We start from the raw sequence: 23,777 nt of genomic DNA on the forward strand, positions 1-23,777 counted from the left end.
AGCAGGATGATCAGACTTTCTTGAAGATCAACGAGCCGTTGGTACCACCGAAGCCGAAGGAGTTACACAGAGCGTACTCCATACCGCTGACCTGGCGCGCCTCGTGCGGCACGAAATCCAGATCGCAACCTTCATCCGGGTTATCCAAGTTGATGGTTGGCGGAACAGCCTGGTCGCGCAGTGCAAGGATGGAGTAGATTGACTCTACTGCACCCGCCGCACCTAACAAGTGGCCGGTCATTGATTTGGTCGAACTGACCATGACGCTGTAAGCAGCTTCACCAAACACGGATTTAACCGCTTGCGCTTCCGCTTTATCACCTGCCGGAGTGGAGGTGCCGTGCGCGTTGACGTAGCCGATTTGACCCGGCGTAATCCCCGCGTCACGCAGTGCGTTGACCATGGCCTTCGCAGCGCCTGCGCCGTTTTCCGGCGGAGAGGTCATATGGTAAGCATCGCTGCTCATACCAAAGCCGACGATTTCAGCGTAAATCTTCGCGCCACGTTTTTTCGCATGCTCGTACTCTTCCAGCATAATGATGCCTGCACCATCGCCGAGAACAAAACCATCTCGGTCTTTATCCCACGGACGGCTCGCGGCCTGCGGATTATCGTTACGGCTGGAAAGTGCGCGCGCAGCGCCAAAACCACCAACACCCAATGGGGTACTGGCTTTTTCTGCACCGCCTGCCAGCATTGCGTCTGCATCGCCATAGGCAATGATACGCGCCGCGTGACCGATATTGTGCACGCCGGACGTACAGGCAGTGGCAATCGAAATGCTGGGGCCTTGCAGACCAAACATGATAGTCAGATGACCCGCCACCATGTTGACAATGGTTGAAGGTACGAAGAACGGGCTGATTTTACGCGGCCCACCCTTGACGAGGGAGCTGTGGTTTTCTTCGATCAGGCCGAGACCGCCGATGCCAGAACCAATCGCTGCGCCGATACGAGACGCGTTTTCTTCTGTCACTTCAAGGCCGGAATCATGCATAGCCTGAACGCCAGCTACAATTCCATATTGGATGAAATCATCCATCTTGCGCTGTTCTTTGCGCGAGATGATGTCTTCACAATTAAAATCCTTTACTAAGCCAGCAAATTTGGTTGCATAGGCGCTAGTATCGAAATGGTCGATCAGGCTGATGCCACTCTGACCGGCAAGGAGAGCTTTCCAGGTAGACTCTACGGTATTGCCGACAGGAGACAACATGCCAAGTCCGGTCACAACTACACGACGCTTAGACACGTTTGTCCTCCAGGGAGGGATGAAAAAAGAGGTTCTTGGGGTAGCTTTAGATAAAACTCAGGCGGTCGAGTGACCGCCTGGAGATGTTCACTTACGCCTGGTGGCCGTTGATATAATCAATGGCAGCCTGAACGGTGGTGATTTTCTCAGCTTCTTCGTCCGGAATCTCAGTATCAAACTCTTCTTCCAGAGCCATTACCAGCTCAACGGTGTCAAGAGAATCAGCGCCCAGGTCTTCAACGAAGGAAGCATTGTTGGTAACCTCTTCCTGCTTAACGCCCAGCTGTTCGCCGATAATTTTCTTAACGCGTTCTTCGATAGTGCTCATACTCTTAAATTTCCTATCAAAACTCGCTTTCGCGATGGTTTTCGTAGTGTATAAAATGTTGAAAAATTTGCAACTAAATCCCGGCAGTTCGTACCACGATTTTACGCTATTTTGAGGCTTTTCACCCTAATAACGCAAATAAATTTCATCGTGGTTAAACCATATACATTCCGCCATTGACGTTCAGGGTCTCACCAGTGATGTAACCCGCTTCGTCAGAGGCTAAAAATGCAACCGCGCTGGCGATTTCCTGAACGCCGCCAAGACGACCCGCAGGAACCTGCGCCAGAATACCCGCACGCTGATCATCAGACAGCGCACGCGTCATGTCCGTTTCAATAAAACCCGGAGCAACAACGTTTACAGTAATACCGCGCGACGCGACTTCACGCGCCAGCGATTTACTGAAACCGATAAGACCCGCTTTCGCCGCAGCGTAGTTGGCCTGACCAGCATTTCCCATGGTACCAACCACAGAACCGATAGTGATAATACGACCATGACGTTTTTTCATCATAGCCCGCATTACCGCTTTTGACAGACGGAAAACAGATGAAAGATTAGTGTCGATAATATCGGTCCACTCATCATCTTTCATGCGCATCAGCAGGTTGTCACGGGTGATCCCGGCGTTATTAACCAGAATATCAACCTCGCCAAATTCAGCGCGAATGTTTTCCAGAACGGATTCGATAGATGCTGCATCGGTCACATTCAACTGCAGACCTTTGCCATTCGCACCTAAATACTCACTGATCGCCTGCGCGCCACTGTCGCTGGTCGCAGTGCCGATAACCTTCGCGCCACGGGCTGCGAGAGTTTCAGCAATTGCGCGGCCAATACCGCGGCTTGCACCGGTAACCAGCGCGACTTTTCCTTCAAAACTCATGGTTTTCCTCTTTTATTGCGCAAGTGCCTCTGACATAGCCGCCGGCTCATTCAGAGCCGATGCTGTCAGGGTGTCAACAATACGTTTTGTCAGACCGGTGAGGACTTTACCCGGACCAACTTCATACAGGTGCTCAACGCCCTGTGACGCCATAAATTCCACACTCTTCGTCCACTGCACCGGGCTATAAAGCTGGCGTACCAGCGCATCGCGAATCGCTTCTGGCGTCGTTTCGCACATCACATCCACGTTATTAATAACGGGAATCTGCGGTGCGTTGAAAGTGATATTGTTCAGTTCAGCGGCCAATTTTTCCGCCGCAGGCTTCATCAGTGCGCAGTGAGATGGTACGCTCACCGGCAGCGGCAGAGCGCGTTTCGCACCAGCAGCTTTACAAGCCGCGCCCGCACGTTCAACGGCCTCTTTATGACCAGCAATAACGACCTGGCCCGGTGAATTGTAGTTTACCGGAGAAACCACTTGCCCTTCGGCAGACTCTTCACAAGCTTTCGCAATTGAGGCGTCATCAAGGCCAATAATAGCCGACATCGCGCCGGTACCTGCTGGTACCGCTTCTTGCATAAATTTCCCGCGCAGTTCAACTAAACGCACAGCATCCGCAAACGCGATCACGCCCGCGCAAACCAGTGCTGAATATTCACCCAAGCTGTGCCCTGCCATCAGCGCAGGCGTTTTACCGCCCTGCTGCTGCCATATGCGCCACAACGCAACAGACGCGGTCAACAGCGCCGGTTGGGTCTGCCAGGTTTTGTTGAGTTCTTCTGCCGGGCCTTGTTGCACCAGCGTCCAGAGATCATAGCTCAGCGCAGCTGAGGCTTCACGGAAAGTCTCTTCAATAACCGGATAGGTTGCAGCCATATCGGCCAACATGCCAACGGCTTGGGAACCTTGTCCCGGGAACACAAAAGCGAATTGCGTCATCTTCTTATCCTTAATACTTAGAAACGAACCAGCGCGGAGCCCCAGGTAAACCCGCCGCCGAATGCTTCAAGCAGGACCAGTTGCCCTGGTTTAATGCGCCCGTCGCGTACGGCCTCATCCAGTGCGCTTGGAACAGATGCCGCAGAGGTATTGCCATGGCGATCCAACGTCACCACCACATTATCCATCGACATACCAAGTTTTTTCGCCGTTGCACTGATGATGCGCAGGTTAGCCTGGTGCGGCACCAGCCAGTCCAGTTCGCTACGCTCGAGATTATTGGCCGTTAAAGTTTCATCGACGATACGCGCCAGTTCGGTGACCGCAACTTTAAACACTTCGTTACCGGCCATCGTGAGATAGGTTGGGTTATTCGGGTTTGTGCGATCGAGGTTTGGCAGCGTTAACAGTTCACCGTAGCTACCGTCAGCGTGCATATGCGTTGAGATGATGCCTGGCTCTTTAGATGCGCCCAGCACCGCAGCACCTGCTCCATCGCCAAACAGAATAATAGTACCGCGATCGTCGGGATCTAATGTGCGTGCCAGCACATCGGAACCAATCACCAGCGCGTATTTTACCGCGCCGGATTTAACGTATTGATCAGCAATGCTCAGCGCATAAGTAAAGCCCGCGCAGGCAGCGGCAACATCAAATGCCGGGCAGCCTTTGATATCGAGCATGCTCTGGATTTGGCATGCCGCGCTCGGAAAAGCGTGGGTTGCGGATGTCGTCGCAACAATGATTAAGCCAATTTGATCGTTATCGATGCCGGCCATTTCCAGCGCGCGTTTAGCGGCTTCAAAGCCCATGGTCGAGACAGTTTCGTTTGCCGCAGCAATACGACGCTCACGAATCCCTGTGCGGGTGACAATCCACTCGTCAGAGGTGTCGACCATTTTTTCTAAATCAGCGTTTGTACGAACCTGCTCTGGCAGATAACTGCCGGTACCAATAATCTTTGTATACATGTGCGCTCAGTCACTCTCGGGTAATGTACATACATTCTCGTGTTCGTCGGCCTGCGCAGACGAAGCAGAATGTATGTACACAGATTCCAGGCGAGCGGCAATCCGTTGTGGAACCTGCCGCTGCACCGCCTGCACTGCCTGTTCAATCGCGACGCTAAATGCTCGCTGATTGGCTGCACCATGGCTCTTAATCACAGTGCCGCGCAATCCTAACAGACAGGCGCCATTATACTGGTCGGGGTTGAGGTGACTGAATCGCCTTATCAGACTTTTTTGCAACCAGCGCTTCAATAAAATCAGCCACCAAGACCTTTTTTTCCCTTCACTCTGTGATTTCAGCAGTGAAAGGAACATCCTGACAACACCTTCCATTGTTTTTAATGTGACGTTTCCCGTAAATCCGTCACAAACCAATACATCCGTTTTACCAGTCAACAATTCATTCGCTTCCAGATAACCAATGTAGTTCATCGAGGAAACCGACCGTAACAGCGCCGCGGCATCGCGGATGTTATCGTGGCCTTTGGTCTCTTCTTCACCAATATTGAGCAATGCCACACGTGGATTGGCTATCTCGAGGATCTCTTCCGCCATCACTGCGCCCATCACGGCGAATTGCGCCAACATCGTGCTATCGCAATCTACATTCGCGCCGAGATCCAGCACCACGGTTTTGCCCTTCTGCTGATGCGGCAATACCGTCACCAGCGCAGGACGCTCAATGCCATCAATCGGCTTGAGCAGCATTTTCGCAAGCCCCATCAGCGCACCCGTATTTCCTGCACTGACACAGGCCTGAGCGCGCCCTTCTTTGACCAGCTCCAGCGCTATTCGCATCGATGTGCCGCGGCTATTACGGATCGCCTGGGCAGCGCGTACATCACTGGCAATAACTGACTGTGCAGGAACAATAAGCAAGCGGGAGCGTTGCTCAAAATCAGCTTTGGCGAGTAATGGCGTGATAGCGTCGGGATCGCCGACTAAAAGAAGGCTGAGTTGCGGATTAGAATTCAGTGCCTGCAAAGCTGCAGGCACTGTCACGGAGGGGCCAAAATCCCCCCCCATGACATCTAACGCCAGGGTTAGGCGTGTCAAGGTATCGTCGCAGCCTGGTTCGGTTTTCCCCCGCTTACGCGGGGAAATCCTCACTAAGCTTCACCACGCTTGCGCGTGATTACTTAGTGATAACCTTGCGACCGCGGTAAAAACCGTCGGCGGTGATGTGGTGACGCAGGTGGGTTTCACCAGAAGTTTTGTCTACAGACAGGCTGGTGACTGCGGTCAGCGCGTCATGGGAACGACGCATGCCACGTTTGGAACGGGTTGGTTTATTCTGTTGTACGGCCATGGACCTTACTCCTCAATTACTTACGCTTTAAGCTGGCTAATACGGCAAATGGATTTGGTTTCTGCGCTTCATCAGGCAGTTCACCAAAGACCATGTCCGCCTCGGACACTTCACAGTGTTCAGAATCATGCACCGGAACTACAGGCAAGGAGAGAATGATTTCATCCTCGACCAACGCCAGCAGGTCGATTTCGCCGAATTCGTTAACCTCAATCGGCTCATACGCTTCCGGCAGTGCTTCAGCCTGTTCGTCAGAACGCACAGGGCTAAAACAATACGTTGTGTAAACCTGATGAGTGAACGGTTTCCCGCAGCGCTGACATTCGAGCGATACCGTGACCTTCGCATCACCGGTTAAAACCGCGAGGCGTTGGTTATCGATAGCGAACGACATGGAGCACTCCACATCACTGTCTACACTGACAACAGACTCGGCGACGCGCTCAGCCTGATCGGGAGTATAAATACCCTCGTAATCAAGGCGTTTTTGAGCCGTACGAACCGGGTCAAGAGTCAGGGGTAATTTTACCTTTTGCATAGGGCGCGCATATTAACTTTGTAACGTCATAGAGTCAAAGAAAAAGGCAGCCTACGGTTGCCTTTTGCCAATAATTCGCACACATTGCGGCCTATAGTTTAAATTGCCTGTCATGGTTAAGCCATATTTGGTGGAAAAAATATGTCGCCTATTATTCTTGCTTCTACCTCACCTTATCGTCGCGCTTTGCTGGAAAAGCTCGGCTTATCTTTTGAATGCGCCGCCCCACAAACGGATGAAACGCCTCATGCAGGCGAAGCACCGCGTCACCTTGTGCTGCGCCTTGCTCAGGAGAAAGCGCAATCACTGGCGCAAAAATATCCACACCATTTGATTATCGGTTCTGATCAGGTCTGCGTGCTGGGCGGAGAAATTACCGGCAAACCGCATACGGAAGAAAATGCACGCCAGCAATTGATGAAAGCAAGCGGGAATATTGTGACTTTTTATACCGGTCTGGCGCTGTTTAATTCTGCAACAGGTCATTTACAAACGGAGTGCGAACCGTTTGATGTGCATTTTCGTCATTTAAATGAGCAAGAAATTGACGATTATGTCCGTAAGGAGCGCCCGCTAAATTGTGCTGGCAGTTTCAAGAGCGAAGGCTTAGGCATTGCGCTGTTTGAACGCCTTGAGGGGCGTGATCCCAACACGCTGGTTGGCTTACCACTTATTGCGCTGTGCCAGATGCTCAGACGCGAGCACTGTAACCCGTTGTTAAGCTAATGCTTTAACGATCACAGATTCTTTTTCGCGCAAATACTACATTCGTCACCAATATTAAAACTCCGTTTTAATTTAAGGAGAGGTGATGAAGATGTCCCGCAATCTTGCGCTGGTACTCGCGCTATTGGTTTCTACCGGTGCCAGTGTGCAAGGCAAGTGGCAAACCGAGGGGGTTGTCGAAGCCAACCTTCCGGCGAGCTGGCAGGCCCTGAAAGCGCAAATGTATTATCCCGATTCCTGGCTGTCCGGAAACTACACCGATTTCATACAGTGGCAAACGAACAGCCGCCAGCTGTTTCGTGCCGCCCTGCTCACACCTGATTCCACCAAACTTTTTGCGCCAGAAACCATCAGCAAAGAGGATCGCGGCAGTTACAGTGCCGAAAAAATCGCGCTCAACATCACCGATGATAATCGCATCTCCGCCTTGTTACTGATGCCGAAATCCCCAGGCCCGCACCCGGCGGTTGTGCTGCTGCACGATCACGGTTCGAAATTTGATATCGGTAAAGAGAAGCTGATCCGCCCCTGGGGCGATGCGGGAAAACTCGCCAGCGCACAGGCCTGGGCTGACAAATTTTTCAGCGGTAAATTTATTGGCGATGAACTGGCGCAGCGAGGATATGCGGTGATCGCCATTGATAGCCCAGGTTGGGGCGATCGTGGGTCGATGGTTTATGAGCAACAGCAGGCGCTGGCCAGTAACTATTTCAATCTCGGGCGTTCGCTGGCCGGTGAAGTGGCTTATGAAGATATGCGCACTGTGGATTTCATCGCGGCACATGCGGGCGTAGACAGCAAACGCATCGGCGTGCTTGGCTTTTCAATGGGCGGGTTTCGCGCCTGGCAACTGGCAGCACTGAGCGATAAAGTCGCCGCGACGGCCGTGATCGCCTGGTTCGGTACTTACAATGGGTTGATGCAGCCAGGCAATAACGTGCTGCGCGGTCAGTCCGCGTTTTATATGTTGCACCCCGGCATGCCTGCGCATATGGATATTCCGGACATCGCCAGTATTGCCGCACCGAAACCAATGCTGATTTTCAGCGGCGGTCGGGACAAACTCTTCCCGGCGGATGCGGTAAAAGAAGCCTTTGATAAAGTGCACCGGGTTTGGGCATCGCAGCAGGCGGATGACAAGTTAGTGACAAAGAGTTGGCCAGAGCTGGGGCATGTTTTTTATCAACAACAGCAGGATGACGTTTTTCCGTGGCTGGATAAATGGCTCAAGCCCTAAAAGAAAATCCCTCCTGAAAGGGAGGAATTAACGCTTATTTGGCGTTACGCAACACCTGCAAACAGTGTTTCAGCGCGTTGTCGAGCGGTGCTTCAATGCGCAGCGTCTCGCCGGTGTTGGGATGGGTAAATTTCAGCGCTGCCGCATGCAGAAACAGGCGTGACAACCCAGTTGGAGCCAGTTGCTTATCGAATTCACGATCACCGTAGCGATCGTCAAAAGCAATCGGATGCCCGGCGTGCTGTGTATGCACGCGGATCTGATGCGTGCGTCCGGTCACCGGGCTGCAACGCACCAGCGTCGCGAATTCATAGCGCTCTTCCACTTTGAACCGCGTTTCTGACGGCTTGCCTTCGCTGTTAACCCGCACAATGCGTTCACCGCTTTGCAGGATATTTTTCAGCAGTGGCGCCTGAACCACTTTTACGTGGGACTGCCACTGCCCGCGCACCAGAGCCAGGTAATCTTTCTGCATCTCTTTGCCGCGCAGTTGTTCATGCAGCGAGCGCAGTGCCGAGCGTTTTTTCGCCACTAACAACACGCCAGACGTATCGCGATCGAGGCGATGCACCAATTCAAGGAAACGAGCTTCAGGGCGTAACGCGCGCAGGCCTTCAATCACGCCAAAACTCAGGCCACTGCCGCCGTGCACTGCCGTGCCGGACGGTTTGTTCAGCACCAGGATATGATCGTCTTCGTACAAAATAACGTCGCTTAATTGGGCGACTTTTTGTAGGTGCGGCGAAACCGCGTCTTCTTCTCTTTCCGCGACACGCACCGGCGGGATACGAATTTCATCCCCGTCTTCCAGTTTATACTCTGGTTTTACGCGTTTTTTATTCACGCGCACTTCGCCTTTACGCAAAATGCGGTAGATCATGCTTTTGGGCACGCCTTTTAGCTGCGTGCGCAGGAAATTATCGATGCGTTGCCCCGCTTCGTCAGCAGTGATAGCAACAAATTTTACGGATAGTGTCTCAGTTTTCATGGGTGGCGATTCTAAATAGCCGCGATGATTAGCGCCACTCATTTTTCTATGCTTATATTTACAGTTGCACTTGGTCATTACCGTTTGACACGGTTGATTCGGCGGTTATTAAACCAATCGTCGTTCAAAGGTGAAAAAACTGTGAGTAACCGGGTGATAAATGGTAAAAGTCAGCTTGCTATAACAGGGTTCGCAAGGAATAATGTTGCCGTTTTCCGTGTTGAATCTTGTTAAAACAAGTAAATGAGCGGAATGACCAGTTTTGCCTGTCCGATCATACACGCAGCAATGGCGTAAGACGTATTGAACTTTCAGGCAGTTAGCGGGCTGCGGGTTGCAGTCCTTACCGGTAGATGGAATCTTCTCTGGAGAGTTTTTCCCAGGCTGTTCCCCTGATAATTGCGCTGTGTTTTCCACAGGAAACACAGGCAACCGACACACTGCGCCTCTTAAGCGAGCGACAACCGTGAGGTTGGCGACGTGAAATAGTCTCGAGGCCATCGGTTCTCCCCCGGAAAGGCGTTATCTTGCCCGCAGCTTAGTCGTCAATGTAAGAATAATGAGTAAGTTACGATGAAAAGAATGTTAATCAACGCAACTCAGCAAGAAGAGTTGCGTGTCGCACTTGTTGATGGGCAGCGTCTGTACGACCTGGATATTGAAAGCCCGGGCCACGAACAGAAAAAAGCCAACATCTACAAAGGTAAAATCACCCGCATTGAACCGAGTCTTGAAGCAGCATTCGTTGATTACGGCGCTGAACGTCACGGTTTCCTCCCCCTCAAAGAAATTGCTCGCGAATACTTCCCAGCGAATTACAACTCACACGGTCGCCCGAACATCAAGGATGTGCTGCGTGAAGGTCAGGAAGTCATCGTCCAGATTGATAAAGAAGAGCGTGGCAATAAAGGCGCGGCACTGACCACCTTTATCAGCCTCGCGGGCAGCTACCTGGTATTGATGCCGAACAACCCGCGCGCGGGTGGCATTTCCCGTCGTATTGAAGGCGACGACCGCACCGAGTTGAAAGAAGCGCTGTCGAGCCTCGAATTGCCAGACGGCATGGGCCTTATCGTCCGCACCGCGGGCGTGGGTAAATCCGCCGAAGCGCTGCAATGGGATCTGAGCTTCCGCCTGAAACACTGGGAAGCCATCCAGAAAGCCGCCGAAAGCCGCCCTGCTCCTTTCCTGATCCATCAGGAAAGTAACGTTATCGTTCGCGCATTCCGCGACTACCTGCGCCAGGACATTGGCGAAATCCTGATTGATAACCCGAAAGTGCTGGAGCTGGCTCGCCAGCATATCGCCGCGCTGGGCCGTCCGGATTTCAGCAGCAAAATCAAACTTTACACCGGTGAAATTCCGCTGTTCAGCCACTACCAGATCGAGTCGCAGATCGAATCCGCCTTCCAGCGTGAAGTCCGTCTGCCGTCGGGTGGCTCTATCGTTATCGATAGCACCGAAGCCTTGACCGCTATTGATATCAACTCCGCACGGGCAACGCGCGGTGGCGATATCGAAGAGACCGCGTTTAACACCAACCTGGAAGCGGCAGATGAAATCGCTCGCCAATTGCGTCTGCGCGACCTCGGCGGCCTGATCGTTATCGACTTTATCGATATGACCCCGGTACGCCACCAGCGCGCGGTGGAAAACCGCCTGCGTGAAGCGGTGCGTCAGGATCGTGCGCGCATCCAGATTAGTCACATTTCCCGCTTCGGTCTGCTGGAGATGTCCCGCCAGCGCCTGAGCCCATCGCTCGGCGAATCCAGCCATCACGTCTGCCCGCGCTGTAGCGGCACCGGCACCATCCGTGATAACGAATCCCTGTCGCTGTCGATTCTGCGCCTGATTGAAGAAGAAGCGCTGAAAGAGAACACCCAGGAAGTCCACGCCATCGTCCCTGTGCCGGTCGCGTCTTACCTGCTGAACGAAAAACGTGCGGCGGTCAGCGCCATCGAAGCCCGTCAGGGTGGCGTGCGCTGCGTGATCGTACCGAACGACCAAATGGAAACGCCGCACTACTCCGTGCTGCGCGTCCGTAAAGGTGAAGAGACCCCGACTCTCAGCTACCTGCTGCCGAAGCTGCATGAAGAAGAGATGGCGATGCCGTCTGAAGAAGAGTTTGCCGAGCGTAAGCTGCCAGAACAACCCGCGCTTGCCACCTTCGTCATGCCAGAAGTTCCGCCTACTCCGCAAACAGCGGCACCGGCTGCTACCGCACCTGCACAAAAACAGCCTGCCGCTGCGCAACCTACCGCACCGGGTCTGTTGAGCCGTTTCGTCTCTGCACTGAAAGGCCTGTTCGCAGGGGAAGAAACCCCGGCGCCGGTTGAAGTGAAAGAAGAGAAGAAAGCTGAAAAACCAGAGCGTCAGCAGGATCGTCGCAAACCGCGTCAGAGCAACCGTCGCGATCGCAACGAACGTCGTGATTCTCGCGGTGAAGGTAATGAAGCGCGTGAAGGCCGTGATAACCGCGAAGGTCGCGAAGATAACCGTCGCAACCGCCGTGAAAAACCGCAGCAGAATGCAGAAAACCGCGAACTGCGTCAGTCCACAGCGACAGAAGAGTCAGCGGATAAAGCGAAAACGCGTGATGAGCAGCAGCCATCCCGCCGCGAACGCAACCGTCGCCGTGGCGATGACAAACGTCAGGCACAGCAAGAAGTAAAAGAGCTGAACCGTGATGAGCAACCTGTGCAGGAGACTGAGCAGGAAGAGCGCGTCCAGGTGATGCCGCGTCGTAAACAGCGCCAACTGACTCAGAAAGTCCGCATCGGTGATAACCGCGCGGAAACGCAGATTGAAGAAGTCGAAGCTGTTGCTCCGACGCAAAATACACAACTGGCGAAAGTTGATCTGCCAGCCGTGGTGGAAAACGCCCCGGTTCAGGAACAGGATGAAAACGGTGAAGCGCGTGAAAACGCCATGCCGCGCCGTTCACGCCGTTCCCCGCGTCACCTCCGTGTAAGCGGTCAGCGCCGTCGCCGTTACCGTGACGAGCGTTACCCGCTGCAATCCGCTATGCCGCTGGCCGCCGCCAGTGCATCGCCGGAAATGGCGTCCGGTAAAGTGTGGGTTCGTTACCCGGTTCCGCGCGCCCTGGAAGAGCAGCAGGATGTTCAGCCGTTCACCGCTGAACAGAAGGCCGCGCCTGAGCAAGAGCTCGCACCGGCAGTGGCTGAAGCACAGCTGATCAACAATCCGCAGGCCGATGTGATTGAACCGCAAGCGCCGGTGGAGAGCAGCGAACCAGCAATGGTTGAACCGCAAGCTCCGGTAGAAAGCGCTGAACCAGCAGTGGTTGAACCGCAGGCACCGGTTGCTGAGCCAGAACCTGTTGCGGTAAAAACGACCCATCCGGAAGCGATCGCAACGCCTGTAGACGAACAACCGCAGCTGATTGCCGAGGAAGATCGTACAGTGGCTGCAGAAGTTGCAGAAGAAGTCGAACCGGCACAGGAAGAAGACGTTGCCGCCCCGGTTGTACAAGCGCAAACGCCGGCAGTTGTTGAAGAGGTCGCTCCGGTCACCCCTTCCGTTGCCGAGCCGGTTGAAGCGCCGGTCGCGATCCACACCCATGCCACCGCGCCGATGACCAAAGCACCTGCGCCAGCGTATGTGCAGGACGCGCCGCGTCACAGCGACTGGGTTCGCCCGACGTTTAACTTCGAAGGTAAGGGTTCTGCGGGCGGTCACAGCGCTACGCATTCCGCTACCGCGCCAGCGACCAAGCCGCCGGCAGCCGAGTAATACGCCGACGACGAAAAAGCCGACCTTTGGGTCGGCTTTTTTTATGCTTCTTTGCCGGGCAACCGCATGCCGCCCAGCCCCGGCATCACTTCGCGCATCAGTTGTAAAAACTTGCGTAACCGCGCGGGATAATAGCGCGCCCACGGGTAAACCAGATGTACCGGTAACGGCGCGGCCTGCCAGTGCGGCAACAACGCCACCAGTCTCCCGGATTGAATCTCCTCTTCCACCGCCCAACTGGAGATAAGCGTAACGCCCAGACCAGCAATGGCCGTATTGCGCGCAGCGTACAGGCTGTCGGTAAACAGCCTCGGCGAAATCGCCACCTGCTCCGCTTCACCCGTCTGCTGGTGTTGCAGATGAATTTCATGCTGATAAAACGTGCTCAGGGCTATCCATGGCAACGCAGAAAGTTGCTGCGGCGTGTCGATAGCCGGAAAACGCGCCAGCAGTTCTGGTGAAGCAACCAGGCTACGCGGGACTTCTGCTAACAGCACCGAAACCGTTGCCGGATCCACTTCGGCGCCAACGCGGATCGCGCAATCGATATTGGCGCTAAGAAAATCCACCGTCTTATCATTCAGCATCCACTCCACGGAAAGTTGCGGGTGGCGCTCAAGAAACCGCGTTAACGGCCCAAGCAATTGCTCCTGACCAAATGCATGTGGCGCACGCACGCGCAAAATGCCCACCGGCTCATCATCGGACTGGCTCAATTCATCTTCCAGCGCCACCCACGCGTCCGTCACCCGTTTCGCATGCTGATAGCAGCGTTCGCCATCATCGGTGAGCTTCATTGCGTGCGTAGTGCGCAGCAGAAGCTTTACGCCCAACAGCGTTTCCAGCGACTGCAAACGGCGGCTGACGGTTGCCTGTGTCGTTTCTAGCTGACGCGCCGCTGCCGAGAGCGATCCCGCCTCCACGATGCGAATATAGGTACGCATCAAATCCACCCTGTCTATACGCTCTTGCCGTTTCATAAATTATTTGCCTATACGTTTCGCGTATAACCGTTTTACCACTGCGCTGGCTACCGTGCCATGCCGCGCTGCGCAAAAATGCCCTCCACTTATTCATAAACTCAATATCTCCAGGAAAATTTACTATGAACCGTCATTCTCTTTCGCAAGGTGCAGTTGGCTGGGTCATTTTCGCCCTGGCACTCGGTGCCGGGTTTAGCGTTGCCTCCATCTACTATTCACAACCGCTGTTACCGTTAATGGGCAACGACCTGCACCTGACGGTCAACGGCATGGGGCTGGTTCCTACACTTACCCAGGCGGGTTATGCGCTGGGTATTCTCTTTCTGCTGCCGCTCGGTGACCGCTACGATCGCCGCCGCTTGATCCTGCTGAAAAGCGCGGCATTGGCGCTGTTGCTGCTGGCCTGTAGCCTGACCAGCCATCTGCCGTCGTTATTGATTGTCAGTTTGTTACTCGGTATGGCCGCCACCATGGCGCAGGATATTGTCCCGGCGGCTGCCATCCTCGCGCCGGAAGGCAAACAAGGGAAAATGGTCGGGACGGTGATGACCGGCCTGTTGATGGGGATCCTGCTTTCGCGGACGGTGAGTGGTTTTGTGGGCGCGGCCTTTGGCTGGCGCGTGATGTACCAGTTTGCCGCCGTCAGCATTGCGCTGATTGGCCTGTTGATGTGGTCAGTCTTGCCGCGTTTTGCCACCCACTCCACCCTGAGCTACCCGGCGTTGATGAAATCGGTCGCGCACCTCTGGCAGCGTTATCCGGCGCTGCGCCGCGCGGCAATGGCACAAGGTTTTTTATCCATCGCCTTTAGCGCGTTCTGGTCGACACTGGCGCTGATGCTGCTGGAGAAATATCAACTGGGCAGTGCGATTGCCGGCACATTCGGTATTGCCGGTGCGGCGGGTGCGTTGGCGGCGCCGCTGGCAGGTGGCCTGGCGGATAAAGTCGGCGCTGAAAAAGTGACGCAGCTTGGCGCAGGCCTGGTCACCGTTTCGTTCGCGCTGATGTTCTTACTGCCGGTGTTGCCGCCGCACGGCCAACTGGTGTTGATCGCCCTGTCAGCGGTCGGTTTTGACCTCGGTCTGCAATCGAGCCTCGTGGCGCACCAGAACCTGGTTTACGGTCTGGAACCGCAGGCGCGCGGTCGGTTGAATGCGCTGCTGTTTACCGGGGTGTTTATTGGTATGGCGGTCGGTTCTGCGCTGGGCAGCAAACTCTATTCCATCGCCTCATGGCAGGGTGTGGTGGTGCTGGCCACCGTTTCAGGTCTGGTGGCGCTGGTGATTCGTCTGTTCGATGCCCGGCAAGTTCAGCAAGCCGCGCAGAAAGCCTAAGTAAAAAAAATGCCCACTCCGGGGTGATGGAGCGGGCATACCGAACATGTCCCAGTTTCCGAACATGCCCAAAATTAAAACAGTATTAGCTGTTCATCTGGAACAGCGACAAACCTTGCATATCGGTGAAGGCTTTATAAGACGCCTGCAACGCAGCTTGTTGCATGGTGTAGGAGGAAATCACCGAGTTCCAGTCCACATCAATCAAGTCGCTTTTCTGCTGAGTCAGCGCCAACGAACGGTCGTCGCCCAGCGAATCCAACGTATCCAGCTCATCAAGCTGCGTCCCCAATTCAGAACGCACGCTCAGCACGTTGTTCAGGGAGTTACCCAAACCACGGCTGGTTTTATCAACGATCGCCTGCGCTGCATCTTTCGCTGTTTCATCACCGGCTACCGGCGTGTTCAGCGCGGCGATGGCGGAGTCCAGCATCTTGAAGACGTCCGTTTCCTGCGTGCCCGGCAAGCCGGTCGCGGGATCAATCGGTTCTTTGGTTGCGTTACTGGTGATGCTGTTAAATACCTGATCGCCAGTGTGAGCAATGACCATGCTACGGGAGGCGTCAACCTGCTGGGTAATTTCCTGCGAGCCGCCGCTGTACGTGCCGGTCGAATCATACGGCTGACTTTCGGTTTTGTAGCCGCCAAAAATATAGCGGCCATTACCGTCGGTGCTGTTCGCCAGGTTCAGCAACTGATCGCGGTAGCCCTGCAATTTTGTGGCAATGGAGGCACGGTCGTCATCACTGAGCGAGCCGCTGCCCGCTTCGACGATCACGCTCTGCGCGCCGGTAATCGCCGTTGTCACCTGGCTGAGAACACTCTCTTCCAGCGACACTTTCTGCGTGGCGAAAGTACGCGCCGTTGCATACTGGCTGTTCTGCGCCTGCGCCTGGGAGATCACCACCGCCTGAGACGCGGCAATCGGGTCATCAGACGGGCGATTGACACGCTGGCCGGTAGACATCTGCTCGCCGTACGCCAACCACTTGCTCTGTGCATTGGTCACGCCGCGCATGTTTTGTTCGTACATCATTTGCGTGCTGATACGCATGACTCACCCCTTACTTAGCGAATTTCAAGCAACGCGTTAAACAGCGTGCTTGCGGTCTGCAGAACCTGGGCGTTTGCCAGATAATATTGCTGGTAACGCTGCAAGTTGCCGTACTCTTCATCGAGGTTAACCCCGGAGATCGACTGCTGCTGGTTGCTCAGCTGCGTTACCACGTTAGTCTGCGTTGTGCTGCTGGTTTTCAGCGTCGAGGTTTTGTTACCCACATCGCTGACCAGCGTGGCATACGCATCGTTAAAGGTTTTATTACCGCCGACGACTTTCGCGCTTTGCAGATCCAGCATCGCCTGGCCGTTACGGTTATCGCTCGCACCATCACCGGCCACAGAGGCCATGGCAATCTTCGATTCGTCAGTCACCGCCACGCTCATATTCACGATGGCGTTGCTGACCGGGCGCACAGTAAAGCTGTCGTTGGCTTTCGCGCCTGTCGTCGCATTGATGCTCACTTTCAGACCGTCGAAATTCAGCGAACCGTCCGTTGAATCCGGCGTCACCGTAAAGGTGGTGTTGTTGGACAGACGCGTCACATTCCAGTTGGTGCCGTCGAACGCCACTTTATAGTCTGTCGCTTGTACCGCGGAACTGTCGGTCACGGACGCAGTCAGCGTCGCATCGCCGGTGTTTTTGGTATTCGAGGTCGTTGACGGCAAACCGATGGTGAAGAAATCGCCGCCCTGATCGCCGTTGGCATCGTAACCCTGCGCATGCTGCTCGTTAAACGCATCGGCGAAGGAGAGCGCCAGCTGGCCCAGCGTGTTACGCGCCTGATCCAAATCCTGCGAACGGAAGGCCAACAGACCGCCCAGAGAACCGGTAGTCACCTGCTTCTCGGGGATTTCAATGGTGCCTGCGGTTTTATCCACATAGGCGATGGTGGTGCGTGAAGGATCAGCGCTGGACTGCACCGCCGCTAACTGGCGGGCTTCGCTACCCTGCACCAGCGTGACGCCGTTCGCCATGCTGACGTTGTAGCTGCCGTCCTGGGTGCTGACTTCCACACCGACAACCTTGTTCAGCTCGCTCACCAGTTGGTCGCGCTGATCAAGCAGATCGTTCGGGGATGAACCCGCGCCCACCGCAGTCAGTTTGGAAATCTGCTGGTTGAGGCTGGCGATCTGCGTCGCATAGTTGTTGATCTGATCAACGCTTGTCGAGATGGACAGGTTGACCTGTTTATCCTGGTCACGCAGATACTGGTCAGCGACTTTGAACTGGTTTACCAGCCCGTCCGCTTTCCCCAGCAGCGCCTGACGAGACGACGGATCCGACGCGTTGCTCACCAGGGTTTGCAGGCTGGAGAAGAAACTCTGCAAGCTGGTTGACAGCGAGTTAGTGGTATCCGACAGCACGTCATCGATTTTTGACATCTGCTGGTAGCGCGTGGTCAAACCGCTGTTCTGGTTTTCCGCCGCACGCAGCTGATTGGTAATAAAGGCGTCATACTCACGCTGAACGCCAGAAACAATGACACCATTGCCCACGTAACCGCTACCGGTCAGCGTGCTGTTCGCCGTGGTCAACACCGTCGTCTGACGGGTGTAACCCGCCACGTTATAACTCGCAATGTTATTGCTGGCGGTATTCAGCGCGGCCTGGGCTGCGCTGAGCCCGCTCATGGCGCTGTTAATCAAACTGGACATGGAGGTTCCTTAATAAACTTTCAGACATGAGTCCTGTTGACGATTATCGGCAACCCTGGTGGAAACTTGAGAGTTTTCAGAACAGATTTTGTGTATCTGTGCTGTAGGCTTTACTCACTTTTTCACCCATTGATTTCAGCTGCTGGATCATGCTGGTCAGCTTACGGGCATAGTGCGGATCGGTGGCGTAGCCCGCATTCTGCAACGCCTGCGCACCCTGCTCCGCCGTCGCCGCCGAGGTGACCGCCGCATAACGCTTGTTACGCGTCAGCATGCCAACGTAATCGGACAACGCTTCCAGATACGAGCTATAAACACGGAACTTGGCTTTGACTTTCACCGCCTCGCCATTTTCATATTCCGTGGTGGTAATTTCCGTGGTTGGCCCTTTCCAGTCTGAGGTCGCTTTCACGCCGAAAATGTTGAAACTCGGTTCACCATTTTCACGCGGAATTTGGCGCTGGCCCCAGCCGGATTCCAGCGCAGCCTGCGCCAGAATCAAGTGATGCGGAACCCCGCTCTGCTGGCTGGCGAGACGCGCCGGCAACGAAAGCTGCGCCAGGAAATCTTTGCTGTCGCCGGTTAACGGCTCATCGCTGTTTTCGTCCGGCACTTTCGGTATCGCTTTACGCACCAGTTGCGTCAGCGCCTGGTTTTGATAGGTGGTCACCGTTTCCAGCGGGAACTTCATCGGCACTTGCTGCATTTGATCCGCCGGATCGACAGGTGCCTGGTCGCCCGCCATCTGTTTCACCATCATATCCGCCAGCCCAAGACCTTTACCGGCGGTCATCTGCTGGGCGATTTGTTGGTCATACATGCTGGTGTACAGCCGCGTTGAATCACTGCTGAAAATGCCGTCTTTCGGCAGGGCTTCGCGCATGCTTTTCAGCATCATTTGCACGAACATCCCTTCCACCTGGCGTGCGACCGGGCGTAAGTTTGCGCTCGGATCCTGCCCGGCTTTCGACTTCAGGTCGTTCAGTGATTGCGCGTCCCATGCCGCGCTCGTCAACAATCGGCTGTCAGTCAGCATTAGATGATCTCCAGTTTCGCACGCAGGCAACCAGCACTCTGCATCGCTTGCAGAATGGACATCAGTTCCATCGGGGAAGCGCCCAGCGCGTTAAGTGCGCGCACGACGCTGTTCAGGTTGGCGCTGGAGCGTACGCTTTGCAGCGAGCCGCCACTCTGGCGCAAGTCAATCTGCGTTTGCGGTGTGACCACGGTCTGACCGCCGCCAAACGGCGTGTTCGGCTGACTGACGGTGTTCTGCTGGTTCACCGTCACGGACAGGTTGCCCTGCGCGATAGCACAGTTATCCAGCGAGACTTCACGGTTCATGACCACAGAACCCGTACGCGAGTTGATGATCACTTTCGCGTCCTGCTGCGTCACGCCGACTTCCATATTCTGGATGTCCGCCAGTAAACGCACCTGGTTGCTGTTGCCGGAAGAGACACGAATCTGCACGGTGCGCGCATCCAGCGCCGTTGCGCTGCCATAGCCGCGGCTACGATTGATAGTGTCGGCAATTTGCTGTGCCATGCTGAAGTCTTCCTGGTTCAGTTGCAGGTTAATGGTATTTCCCGCACCGAACTGGGTCGGCAATTCGCGTTCGATGACCGCGCCGTTGGTGATGCGACCACCGTTAAGCTGGTTGACTTGCACGCTGCTGCCGCCGGCAGAAGCGCCTGCGCCGCCGACCAAAATGTTACCTTGCGCCAGCGCGTAAACCTGGCTGTCGACACCCTTCAGCGGGGTCATCAGCAGCGTACCGCCGCGCAAGCTTTTCGCGTTACCCATGGAGGAAACCACCACGTCGATGGTTTGCCCCTGGCGCGCAAACGCCGGGAATTGTGCGGTAACCATCACCGCTGCCACGTTTTTCAACTGCATGTTGGTGCCGGTCGGCACGGTAATGCCCATTTGCGACAACATGTTGTTCAGTGTCTGTGTGGTAAAGGGTGTCTGCGTTGTCTGGTCGCCTGTGCCATCCAGTCCCACGACCAGACCGTAGCCAATTAATGAGTTTTCACGTACGCCCTGTACACTGGTGAGGTCCCGGATACGGTCAGCCTGGGCGAAAGTCGCCACCAGCGCTAACACGATACCAGTCAGATATCTAAACATAATTCACCCCGGTTACATCGGCGATAAGTTGAGGAAGAAACGTTGCAGCCAGCCCATATTCTGCGCTTCGTTGATGTAGCCATTGCCGACATACTCGATGCGCGCGTCCGCCACTTGGGTGGACGGAACGGTGTTGGTCCCGCTGATGGTGCGTGGGTTCACGACACCCGAGAAGCGGATGAACTCAGTGCCCTGGTTAATGGCTATCTGTTTTTCACCCACGACATGTAAATTGCCATTGATCAGCACCTGATCGACCGTCACGGTCAACGTGCCGCTAAATGTGTTGCTGGCGTTGGCGCCGCCTTTACCTTCGAACGAGTTGCTGCCGGAAGAACTCAGGTCAGCACGTGCGTTGCCAAACAGGCCTTCGAGGTAACGCGGAGTGGTATCCACGCCGAAGCTGGTTTTGCCATCACGGCTGGCATTGGCCGATGAGCTTTTACTTGCGCTCACGTTTTCTTGCAGTACGAGCGTCAGCGTATCGCCAACATTGCGCGGACGGCGGTCTTCAAACAGGGGCTGATAGCCGTAGTTGATCGGCTGCGCAGTCTGATAAATCGATCCATTCACCAACGGTACGGGGCCTGGCATCGGTTGAGCTGTGGTGGCTCCCTGAACCAGCGGTGTGGATGGAACCCAGGCACAACCTGTCAGGGTTAATGCCACTAAAGCCATAATTGGGTAGCTGCGCACGGCGTATTTTTGCATTGCATTCATCTTCGAAATCAGGGTTCCGGTGCGGCGATTACCGCACCGGATAACGCCTTAGAGTTGCGTCAGTTTTTGCAGCATCTGATCGGTGGTCGAGACTGCTTTACTGTTAATTTCGTAAGCGCGCTGAACCTGGATCATGTTCACCAGTTCTTCCGCTACGTTCACGTTTGAGGTTTCCACATACCCCTGATACAGCAAACCTGCTCCGTTCAGCCCAGGCGTGGTGCCGTTCGGCGCGCCAGAAGACTGGGTTTCGGCGTACAGGTTTTCACCGATGCTTTCCAGACCGGTGTCGTTCATAAAGGTGGTCAGGTTTAACTGGCCAACCTGAACCGGCGCCGCAGCGCCTTGTTGCGTGACGCTGACCACACCGTCGCGACCGATGGTGATGCTCAAGCTGTTCGCCGGAATGGTGATGGCAGGCTGAACCTGGAACCCCCCTGCCGTTACCAACTGACCGTTCTGGTCAACCTGGAAGGAACCGTCGCGGGTATAGGCGGACGTCCCGTCCGGCAGCAGAACTTCAAAGAAGCCCTGGCCTTTGATGGCGACATCTTTACTGTTGTTAGTCTGAGACAGGTTGCCCTGACTGTGCAGACGTTCGGTGGCAACCGGACGAACACCGGTACCAATCTGCAAGCCGGAAGGCAGCGTCGTCTGTTCAGAAGACTGTGCGCCAGGCTGACGAATTGTCTGGTACATCAAATCTTCAAATACTGCACGCTGACGCTTAAAACCATTGGTGCTGACGTTCGCCAGGTTGTTGGCGATGACATCCATATTGGTTTGCTGGGCGTCGAGGCCGGTTTTCGCGATCCATAATGAACTGATCATAGGTAATCCTGTTTATTAGCCCAGTGACAGCAACTGGTTGGCACGCTGCGCGTTGTCATCGACGTTGCTGATAATTTTCATCTGCATTTCGAAACGACGTGCGCTGGCGATCATGTCGGTCATCGCTTCGACCGGCTTGACGTTACTGCCTTCCAGCACGCCCGACTGCACGCGAATGGTCGGATCGGCTTGCAACGTCTGGCCGCGCGTCGCTTGTGCCGCCTGGCTCAGACGGAACATCCCGTCGTCGCCACGCACCACTTCTTGCGCGTTCGCTTTCACCAGCTTCAGCTTGCCGACCGGCGCGATAGTGTTCGCCGCGTCGCCTGGGTTAAGGGCTGAAATTGTCCCGTCGGCGGCGATAGTGACTTGCGCGCCTTCCGGCACGGCAATCGGGCCGCCTTCGCCAATCACCGGATGGCCCTGAATGGTCAACTGACCGGTCGGGCTCACCTGGATATTCCCGTTACGGGTGTACCCTTCTGAACCGTCCGCCGTTTGTACCGCCAGCCAGCCGTCCTGCTGCAACGCCACGTCGAGCGGGCGCGAGGTGTAGTCCAGTTGTCCTGGCGTCATATCGGCGCCAGGCGTTGAAGCCACCACCAGCGTACGGGTGGGCAGCGAAAGCCCTTCTACCGGCACCGCGCGCAATGCGTTGAGCTGCGCGCGAAAGCCCGGCGTGGAGGCGTTCGCGAGATTGCTTGCGGTCACAGCCTGCTGATTCAGCGTCTGGCTGGCTGCGCCCATCGCGGTATATATTGCGTGATCCATTAGGCCATCCCGTCAGGCGATTAACGCAGGTTAACCAGCGTGTTAAGGATCTGATCCTGGGTTTTGATGGTCTGCGCGTTCGACTGATAGTTACGTTGCGCGACGATCATGTTGACCAGTTCTTTACTCAGATCCACGTTTGAGGCTTCCAGCGCACCGTTGGTCAGCGAACCGAAGTTGCCGGTGCCTGCGGTGCCGAGCAGCGCAACGCCGGAGGAGCTGGTCGCAGACCAAACGTTGTCACCTTCGGATTGCAGACCTTCGCTGTTGGCGAAGTTCGCCAGCACGATCTGACCCAGAAGCTGCGTTTTTTCGTTGGAGTAGCTACCGACCACGGTGCCGTCGTCGTTAATGGCGTAGCTCACCAGCGAACCCGGCGCGTAACCATCCTGATTGATAGCCACGGTGCTGCTGGTGCCGGTGTTCTGCTGCATAGAGTTCAGGAAGCTCAGGCTAAAGGTGCTGGCGGCTGAACCATTCAGGCTGGCGAGGTTGATGTCGATCTGCGGCTGGGCGTTTGCCGTCGCGTCCAGTGTCCAGGTGCGCGGCGTGGTCGCCGGCAGCACTTCGGTGTAGTTGGTCACGGAAGAGAGCGTGCCGTTGCTGCCGAAGCTCATCTGGGCGGCTTTCTCATAATTCGCGCCGGAAACGCTGGAATCCTGAGTGTAAACATCCCATGAGTTATCACCGGTTTTGACGTAGTAAACGTCGATAGCGTGGGAGTTACCCAGGCTGTCATAGGTGGTGACTGTGCCTTTTTTGTTGTAGGTATCTGAATTCGTCGGATCGAACGGGCTTACCGTCGGGGCAGAATCCGTGGAGTTCAGGTTCATCTGCATTGACGCGGTGGTGGTGGCTTTTGCCGCCATCAGCGTGTTCGGGATGGTGATAGCAGTCGGGTTCGCACCGGTCTGCACGGTCGGCGGCGTACCGGCAACCGGGTAACCTGTGACCTGCATACCCTGCATGTTCACCAGATTGCGGTTTTCGTCCAGTTTGAACTGACCGTTACGGCTGTAGTAAACCGAACCATTGCTGTCGACCAGACGGAAGAAACCGTTGCCGCTCAGCGCCACGTCCAGACCACGACCGGTGCTGGTGGTAGTACCGTCGGTAAAGTCCTGCGTAATCCCCGCAACTTTAACGCCGAGGCCAACTTTAGAACCGGCAAACATATCGGCGAAGGACGCAGATCCGGATTTAAAGCCATAGGTGGCGGAGTTGGCGATGTTGTTACCAATGACATCGAGGTTGGTGGCCGCAGCATTCAGGCCGCTGACCGCTTGTGAAAAGGCCATGACTTACTCCTGATAAGTAT

At 55.2% G+C, this 23,777-nt stretch carries 22 protein-coding genes; 4 read left to right on the forward strand and 18 right to left on the reverse strand.

The genetic code is table 11. From position 1 onward, the window contains the following. Positions 1-10: 10 nt before the first annotated feature. From fabF to yceD, 8 genes are all read right to left on the reverse strand, one after another. On the reverse strand, positions 11-1,252 hold the full coding sequence (gene fabF, locus AAEY27_RS13375; RefSeq protein WP_342321082.1) for a beta-ketoacyl-ACP synthase II: 1,242 nt from the start codon (positions 1,250-1,252) through the stop codon (positions 11-13). A 91-nt stretch (positions 1,253-1,343) separates the two neighbouring features. Next, a complete protein-coding gene (gene acpP, locus AAEY27_RS13380; RefSeq protein ID WP_000103754.1) occupies positions 1,344-1,580 on the reverse strand; it encodes an acyl carrier protein in 237 nt (78 codons plus the stop codon). A gap of 154 nt (positions 1,581-1,734) precedes the next feature. Continuing rightward, entirely contained in the window at positions 1,735-2,469 is a 735-nt protein-coding gene (gene fabG, locus AAEY27_RS13385; RefSeq protein ID WP_342321084.1) for a 3-oxoacyl-ACP reductase FabG, read from the reverse strand. Positions 2,470-2,481: 12 nt separating this feature from the next. Continuing rightward, positions 2,482-3,411 (reverse strand): ACP S-malonyltransferase, encoded by a 930-nt coding sequence (gene fabD / locus AAEY27_RS13390; protein ID WP_342321086.1) that lies wholly within the window; start codon positions 3,409-3,411, stop codon positions 2,482-2,484. 17 nt (positions 3,412-3,428) lie between these two features. After that, positions 3,429-4,382, reverse strand: coding sequence for a beta-ketoacyl-ACP synthase III (locus AAEY27_RS13395; RefSeq protein ID WP_342321088.1), 954 nt, complete (start codon positions 4,380-4,382; stop codon positions 3,429-3,431). A gap of 6 nt (positions 4,383-4,388) precedes the next feature. Next, positions 4,389-5,477, reverse strand: a complete 1,089-nt coding sequence (gene plsX, locus AAEY27_RS13400; RefSeq protein WP_342321089.1) for a phosphate acyltransferase PlsX — start codon at positions 5,475-5,477, stop codon at positions 4,389-4,391. Between the two features lie 79 nt (positions 5,478-5,556). Continuing rightward, a complete protein-coding gene (gene rpmF, locus AAEY27_RS13405) occupies positions 5,557-5,730 on the reverse strand; it encodes a 50S ribosomal protein L32 (RefSeq protein WP_007374494.1) in 174 nt (57 codons plus the stop codon). Between the two features lie 16 nt (positions 5,731-5,746). Then, positions 5,747-6,268: a 23S rRNA accumulation protein YceD gene (yceD, locus tag AAEY27_RS13410; protein WP_017456419.1), complete on the reverse strand. Its 522-nt coding sequence runs from the start codon at positions 6,266-6,268 to the stop codon at positions 5,747-5,749. A gap of 141 nt (positions 6,269-6,409) precedes the next feature. On the opposite strand from yceD, the gene AAEY27_RS13415 reads away from it, so the two are divergent. Both AAEY27_RS13415 and AAEY27_RS13420 read left to right on the forward strand, forming a co-directional pair. Beyond that, positions 6,410-6,994 carry a Maf family protein gene (locus AAEY27_RS13415; protein WP_342321091.1) on the forward strand — a complete coding sequence of 195 codons (585 nt, stop codon included), beginning with the start codon at positions 6,410-6,412 and terminating at the stop codon, positions 6,992-6,994. Between the two features lie 85 nt (positions 6,995-7,079). Further along, positions 7,080-8,231 carry a dienelactone hydrolase family protein gene (locus tag AAEY27_RS13420; protein WP_342321093.1) on the forward strand — a complete coding sequence of 384 codons (1,152 nt, stop codon included), beginning with the start codon at positions 7,080-7,082 and terminating at the stop codon, positions 8,229-8,231. Between the two features lie 34 nt (positions 8,232-8,265). Here the strand turns inward: AAEY27_RS13420 and rluC are convergent, their stop codons facing one another. Continuing rightward, a complete protein-coding gene (gene rluC, locus AAEY27_RS13425; RefSeq protein WP_342321094.1) occupies positions 8,266-9,219 on the reverse strand; it encodes a 23S rRNA pseudouridine(955/2504/2580) synthase RluC in 954 nt (317 codons plus the stop codon). 573 nt (positions 9,220-9,792) lie between these two features. On the opposite strand from rluC, the gene rne reads away from it, so the two are divergent. Continuing rightward, on the forward strand, positions 9,793-12,972 hold the full coding sequence (rne, locus tag AAEY27_RS13430; protein ID WP_342321095.1) for a ribonuclease E: 3,180 nt from the start codon (positions 9,793-9,795) through the stop codon (positions 12,970-12,972). Positions 12,973-13,013: 41 nt separating this feature from the next. Here the strand turns inward: rne and AAEY27_RS13435 are convergent, their stop codons facing one another. Beyond that, positions 13,014-13,952, reverse strand: a complete 939-nt coding sequence (locus AAEY27_RS13435; RefSeq protein WP_342321096.1) for a LysR family transcriptional regulator — start codon at positions 13,950-13,952, stop codon at positions 13,014-13,016. Between the two features lie 125 nt (positions 13,953-14,077). On the opposite strand from AAEY27_RS13435, the gene AAEY27_RS13440 reads away from it, so the two are divergent. Then, a complete protein-coding gene (locus AAEY27_RS13440; protein ID WP_342321097.1) occupies positions 14,078-15,289 on the forward strand; it encodes an MFS transporter in 1,212 nt (403 codons plus the stop codon). A gap of 85 nt (positions 15,290-15,374) precedes the next feature. Here AAEY27_RS13440 and flgL read toward each other — a convergent pair whose 3' ends face one another. The 8 genes from flgL to flgE all read right to left on the reverse strand — a co-directional run bounded on the left by flgL (position 15,375) and on the right by flgE (position 23,757). Beyond that, positions 15,375-16,343, reverse strand: coding sequence for a flagellar hook-associated protein FlgL (flgL, locus tag AAEY27_RS13445; RefSeq protein ID WP_342321098.1), 969 nt, complete (start codon positions 16,341-16,343; stop codon positions 15,375-15,377). A gap of 14 nt (positions 16,344-16,357) precedes the next feature. Beyond that, positions 16,358-18,004: a flagellar hook-associated protein FlgK gene (gene flgK / locus AAEY27_RS13450; protein ID WP_342321099.1), complete on the reverse strand. Its 1,647-nt coding sequence runs from the start codon at positions 18,002-18,004 to the stop codon at positions 16,358-16,360. Positions 18,005-18,080: 76 nt separating this feature from the next. Then, entirely contained in the window at positions 18,081-19,040 is a 960-nt protein-coding gene (gene flgJ / locus AAEY27_RS13455; RefSeq protein ID WP_342321101.1) for a flagellar assembly peptidoglycan hydrolase FlgJ, read from the reverse strand. Next, positions 19,040-20,137 carry a flagellar basal body P-ring protein FlgI gene (locus AAEY27_RS13460; RefSeq protein WP_342321102.1) on the reverse strand — a complete coding sequence of 366 codons (1,098 nt, stop codon included), beginning with the start codon at positions 20,135-20,137 and terminating at the stop codon, positions 19,040-19,042. The genes flgJ and AAEY27_RS13460 overlap by 1 nt, the downstream gene beginning before the upstream one ends. Positions 20,138-20,149: 12 nt before the next feature. After that, complete coding sequence (locus AAEY27_RS13465) at positions 20,150-20,848, reverse strand: flagellar basal body L-ring protein FlgH (protein ID WP_342321103.1); 699 nt, start codon at positions 20,846-20,848, stop codon at positions 20,150-20,152. A 57-nt stretch (positions 20,849-20,905) separates the two neighbouring features. After that, positions 20,906-21,688: a flagellar basal-body rod protein FlgG gene (gene flgG / locus AAEY27_RS13470; RefSeq protein ID WP_342321104.1), complete on the reverse strand. Its 783-nt coding sequence runs from the start codon at positions 21,686-21,688 to the stop codon at positions 20,906-20,908. 15 nt (positions 21,689-21,703) lie between these two features. Further along, on the reverse strand, positions 21,704-22,459 hold the full coding sequence (locus AAEY27_RS13475; protein WP_342321106.1) for a flagellar basal body rod protein FlgF: 756 nt from the start codon (positions 22,457-22,459) through the stop codon (positions 21,704-21,706). A gap of 20 nt (positions 22,460-22,479) precedes the next feature. Further along, a complete protein-coding gene (gene flgE / locus AAEY27_RS13480; protein ID WP_342321107.1) occupies positions 22,480-23,757 on the reverse strand; it encodes a flagellar hook protein FlgE in 1,278 nt (425 codons plus the stop codon). Positions 23,758-23,777 lie beyond the last annotated feature (20 nt).

It is taken from the genome of Kosakonia sp. BYX6 (assembly GCF_038449125.1).
Classification (GTDB): domain Bacteria; phylum Pseudomonadota; class Gammaproteobacteria; order Enterobacterales; family Enterobacteriaceae; genus Kosakonia; species Kosakonia calanthes.